The following is a 5,008-nucleotide window of genomic DNA, read 5'->3' as shown; positions in this document are numbered from 1 at the left end:
TCTTTGAATATATTGAAATATTTTATAATCGCGTAAGGCTACATTCGACATTGGGATACTTAAGTCCGTTGGAATATGAAGCTCGTTACGCTTAAACAGGATGTCCACTTTTAGTGGGTAACACCAATGCCACAAGGAACTTAAATGGAATTTGAAATTTGGTACGTATTCATAGGGATTGCAATTGCACTGAATATTTCAGTTTCAGTATTCTTAATTCGTAGAGATGATTTGGAAACCTTTCAAAAAGGCGCGCAAATTTTGATTGTGTGGTTAATTCCTTTTTTTGCTGCCATCGGTCTATGGATGTTAAACCGTAGCCAAGATGTTCCAGCTAAAGCTCATAAAAGTTTCGGTGGCGGCCCACAAGATAGCAGTGGTGCAGGTTCGGCTGGAGGCGGTGATTAGTGGCATATAACAAACTGCTCAAGTTCGCAGCAAACAACGCTGCGGGACAGTTACTCGCTGGCTTCGCCAACAACACTCGCAACTGCCCCTTAGCAGGGCGTTATATTTTTCAAGGAAGACTATGAGATCATTGCTTTTACTAGTAATCGTTATTTCTTTTCAAACTCATGCAACAAAAGTTATTGAGGCTACGGCACTCACTTCCGACTTAGCTAATAAATTAGGTTTCGAGGTCATCAAAACTAAGGACAAGTCAGGTTTAACTATCGAACTTAAAGGCCCAAGCAAGCTCCTTAATTCGTGCAAGCCCCTTGCTACTGGTCATTTTATCATCGTCAAAAATAACGAAATAGCAGCCTTTATTAGCAGTGCTAACCCTAGCGAACCCAAATCCACTAGCTTTATCGCAAGCATAAGTAATCACGAGTTAGTTACTTTTATTGACTACCAGTGTGAAAACACAGCCAAAAGGTATACAGTTTCTAGCAATGATTAAGCACAAATATAACAACTCAATAAACTCTCTCACTACGTTCGCTGGGACGCATACACGCAGGGCGGCTTCGCCATTATGCCCTACGTGCCTGCGCCCGTTATTGAAAAGTTATATTTTCGGAGTAAGTTCAAATTGAGATGGATTTTATTAAGCTTATTATTTTGTGGAGCTTCGCACGCGGCTACTTGCATTGTGACTGAAGAACAAGAGTTTCTTTGGAATGAAAAATATCGACCGCTTTTTAAAGTTAATACAGATTATTTTGATGAAAGTTACTCAGTAGAAATTGTGATACCCAACAAAATCGGTGAACGAGAATATCAAAATTCGGCATTATTTATCGATAGTCTTGATGAGCCTTCTCTGTTTATGCCAGCGGAAGCTTTTGAACATGATGAAGGAAAAGTAGTGTGGTATACAGTTGGAAATGAACTGGTTAGAAAACACTTTTTAGTTTTTTCATATGGTGAAGGCTGTGGGATTTCGGTAACTGTGCCAGTAGTTTTTAACTAAAAATATAACAAGCACATTAAGGCGCTTCGCTGGGACAGTAACACATGGGCTCTGTCGCTTCGCTCGGATTTTAGCCCATGTGTAACTGCCCCTTATGTGGGTGTTATATGCTCACGAGGGAATGATGATGAGGTATTTTTCAATAATTACACTATTCGTAAGTTTCTTGTCTTACGGCAACTCAGCAGTACATCGAGTCTCAATATTTGAACTTCTGAGTAAAAACATCTCGACAGGTACACAGAAAGTAAGCGTTATTGGATATTTACAAAAGAACGGTCAAGTTTATTCTTTATACCCGTACCAAACTGATGCGACGCTCATGGACACATCTCGTGGCTTGGTTGTTGATACCGTAAATAGTACGGGGGTTGATTTATCAAACTGTGCAAATAAGTATGTGCAATTAACCGCTATTTTTGCAGTCAGCGAGCGGCCTCTGCCAAATGTTTTGCACTCGGTATCTTCAGCCATGGCTAGAGATAGTGGTAATAAATATATGGGGTATTCAGCTTGTAGTGATTAACGCATATAACAAACGCATTAACTTGCTCGCAAGCTCGCTAGGACAAATACTCGCTGGCTGGGGCTCATTCTTCGCCAAGTATAGCCAGCAAGTATTTGCCAGTTATGCGAAGCGTTATACGTCTAGGAGAATGACTTGGTCGCTACCTTAGCCATTATTTTCTTAATTCTATTTTCTGCTGCTGAATTAATTTTTAGGCTACGAATGAAATTGGGAGTAGTTCCTATTTCTATCGTAGTATTAATCGTAGTTACTCTACTTGGTGCATATGGGTATTTCTTCGAAAAGTCGGCATATGGTATAGAACGCCCCCCATTAAAATATGCATTGAGTTACATAATAATGTTCGGGAGTCCGCTAATACTAACACTTGTTGCAGCAAGCATATTTAAGAAACCTTCTTCACTTTTTATTCATTGGTTCGCTGGCATTTTTTCAACTATTTATACTGGACTCTTCCCTTTAATCGGCATATACACTGTATGTTATTTAGGCATTGACTGTATTTGAAAGTGACGTATAACAAACGCATTAACACTCGCTGCGCTCGCCAGGGACAAAAACACGTAGGCTCCCTGCGCTTCGCTTGGTATTGTAGCCTACGTATTTTTGCCCGTTATGCGGGAAGTTATATGCCTTTCAGGTTTTAGTGAAAAATTAGATTATGAGAACAGAATTAAGATCAAAAATCATTGAGATTTGCGATAAAAAAATTGCAGCTAAAGGTGACAATGTAGGATTATCATTCTATGCATTTTTCAAAAATAAAAATGATAACCCGGAATTACTTATGGAGGCAGCAACATGGTGGATACAAATACATAAACTAGATCATTTCGTTAAGGCTCATAAAATTAAAGGCATGGTTCAAAGTAACTTATAAGCGTCATATAACAAGTCATTAAAGAAAGACTCGTCACGGCTTGCTCGAGTTCCTTCGTCACTAGTTTAGCAAGCCTAAACTCGCTTCTTAATGAAGCGTTAGGTTTTTATGAAGCTCTTTTTAAAATGGACTTTAATACACTCGGTTTTCACTGGCGTAAATTTGTTTGCTCTACTGATTGTTTCATTTGGCTATGGATTTAGCGATGACACACCCGAATATTTAAATAAAATCGCAACTTTCTGGGCTTCTTTTGTAGAACTGCTTTTGTTCCCAATTAATGACTTCTATGCGACTCTGCCCAGAGAAGGATTTTTAGGTACAGATCTGTTTTATATTGGCTTGTATATTTCAAACAGCATGTTGTGGGGGCTATTGGTCGCTTTAGGTATTTATGCTTATAGAGCCACCAAAACCTAACAAACGCATTAAAGTGGACGCCTAACAGTTGGCTGGCGCTCATTCTTCGCTAAGTTTAGCCAACTGTTATCCGCCATTTATGCGGGCGTTATACGGATTTCTTTTAAGGGTTAAACGTTGTTTGGAATTGGAAGTAACAGCCTAGTTTTGTTGCGCTTTTTTAAACTGCATTCATTCTCTTTTTACCAAATTCAACTTTAAACGTTAACGGGCCTTTTCACCGTTTCAGTTGTCATTGTTCTGTCAGGCAGCTTAAAAAGTTATCGCTTTTTTCAGCCATTCGATTGTAGTATTTGGTTTAGTAATTTTAATCGTGGGCTTTGTCAGTATGTGTTCTCCGTATAACAATCCAATCAACCTGACACAAACTCGCGGCCATTGCTCGTGCCTCACAAAGTATAGGCCACAAGTTTGTGCAGTCTATTAGGGGCGTTATGTCTCAAGGAGGAAAAGTTAAATGAAAATGCCATATCAAGATCTAATATCGGAAAGGCTACAGTCCCTCGTGACCTTAATTAAGTTGTTGACTGTCATTGGTTACATCGGAGTTTTCTTATCAGTCGTTGGCTTAATAAATATGTTTTTCAGCTTTTTTAACCACTATTTTTTCAGCTACCAGCTTTTCTTTGGTTCTATTGTTCTTCTTCTTACTTCAGGTGTTCTTGCTTTGTTAGTAAGCTTTGAGGAGAGTTATAGGCAAAAGGTTCTATTAACAGTTGAACCAATTAAAAAATGAAACATAACAATCCAATCAACCTGACACAAACTCGCGGCCATTGTTCGTGCCTCACAAAGTATAGGCCACGTGTTTGTGCAGTCTATTAGGGGCGTTAGGCCTAAATGAGTAACATGAATATTTATGTAGCTGTTTTTTCTTTCTTGGTAGGATGCTTGGCTTGTCTACCGCTATTTAGGTATTTGCTTTCTGCGGTTTCAGGTAATGCCGGTGAATTTACTGAGGGTTACAAAAAGGTAAAAGGCCGCCATCCAATTGATGATGCTATGTCGAATTATAGAAACGACTCTACAGTGGATTCGTTTACAACTGCAAGCTTCGTAGTCATACTTCTTCCTTGCATACCAGCATCATTCTTGGCTATACCGATCTACTTTTTAATTAATTGGGGTTTAGGTTTGTTTGGGTTATAGGCCTAACAATCCATTCAACCGGACCCAAACTCGCTGGCTTTGGCTCGTGCCTCGCAAGTATAGCCAGCAAGTCTGTGCCGTTTAATAGGGGCGTTATACGTATTTATAGGATTAACATTTGTTAACTAAATTGATGTTCTACATTTCTATTTTTTGCGCACCTCTTGGCTTGTTTACATTTTTTGTTACTGGTGGTGCATACTTGCCAAATCCATTTAATACTTGGATAGCCGGTATAGTCATCGCAATTACGGGGTTTTTATTTAAGCTAAAATCAGTTTCTTCTGATAAAGCTTTGGGTTTTACAGGTTTGTTTGTAAATGGCGGATTAATAATATTATCAATAGTTTATATATTTTATTTTGTTGTTCCTACGCAAGATTAATACGTATAACAAACCATTCAACCGGACCCAAACTCGCTGGCTTTGGCTCGTGCCTCGCAATTTTAGCCAGCAAGTTTGCGCCGTTTAATAGGGGCGTTATGTTTAGAACTTACCCAAAAAAAGTGGACATCTCTTATAGTTAGATAAGAGGTGATTTATGGAACGCAAAAAGAAAGCACAACCTTATACTGAAACTTTTCGCAAAGAGGCTGTTCGCAGGGCAGATCT

General features: G+C 39.0%; 8 protein-coding genes. All 8 read left to right on the top strand.

Features of this window, described 5'->3' with window-relative positions; genetic code table 11:
* Positions 1 to 95 (top strand): IS3 family transposase (locus ABD036_RS18735; protein ID WP_343862677.1); only part of this gene is annotated, 95 nt, incomplete at its 5' end.
* A gap of 49 nt (positions 96 to 144) precedes the next feature.
* The gene (locus ABD036_RS18730; RefSeq protein ID WP_343862675.1) at positions 145 to 408 is read left to right on the top strand and encodes a hypothetical protein; all 264 of its coding nucleotides are present in this window, start codon (positions 145 to 147) and stop codon (positions 406 to 408) included.
* A gap of 121 nt (positions 409 to 529) precedes the next feature.
* Complete coding sequence (locus tag ABD036_RS18725) at positions 530 to 904, top strand: hypothetical protein (protein WP_343862673.1); 375 nt, start codon at positions 530 to 532, stop codon at positions 902 to 904.
* Positions 905 to 1,096: 192 nt separating this feature from the next.
* Complete coding sequence (locus tag ABD036_RS18720) at positions 1,097 to 1,417, top strand: hypothetical protein (RefSeq protein ID WP_343862672.1); 321 nt, start codon at positions 1,097 to 1,099, stop codon at positions 1,415 to 1,417.
* A 322-nt stretch (positions 1,418 to 1,739) separates the two neighbouring features.
* Positions 1,740 to 1,943 carry a hypothetical protein gene (locus tag ABD036_RS18715; protein ID WP_343862671.1) on the top strand — a complete coding sequence of 68 codons (204 nt, stop codon included), beginning with the start codon at positions 1,740 to 1,742 and terminating at the stop codon, positions 1,941 to 1,943.
* A 664-nt stretch (positions 1,944 to 2,607) separates the two neighbouring features.
* Positions 2,608 to 2,826, top strand: coding sequence for a DUF6500 family protein (locus ABD036_RS18710; RefSeq protein ID WP_343862670.1), 219 nt, complete (start codon positions 2,608 to 2,610; stop codon positions 2,824 to 2,826).
* A 108-nt stretch (positions 2,827 to 2,934) separates the two neighbouring features.
* On the top strand, positions 2,935 to 3,246 hold the full coding sequence (locus ABD036_RS18705) for a hypothetical protein (protein ID WP_343862668.1): 312 nt from the start codon (positions 2,935 to 2,937) through the stop codon (positions 3,244 to 3,246).
* A gap of 1,267 nt (positions 3,247 to 4,513) precedes the next feature.
* Positions 4,514 to 4,780, top strand: a complete 267-nt coding sequence (locus ABD036_RS18700; protein WP_343862666.1) for a hypothetical protein — start codon at positions 4,514 to 4,516, stop codon at positions 4,778 to 4,780.
* The last annotated feature ends 228 nt before the right edge of the window (positions 4,781 to 5,008 follow it).

It is taken from the genome of Aliiglaciecola litoralis, assembly GCF_039523355.1.
Lineage (GTDB): Bacteria > Pseudomonadota > Gammaproteobacteria > Enterobacterales > Alteromonadaceae > Aliiglaciecola > Aliiglaciecola litoralis.
Note: the sequence above shows the minus strand (reverse complement) of the source record. Positions and strands in the feature narration are given on the sequence as shown.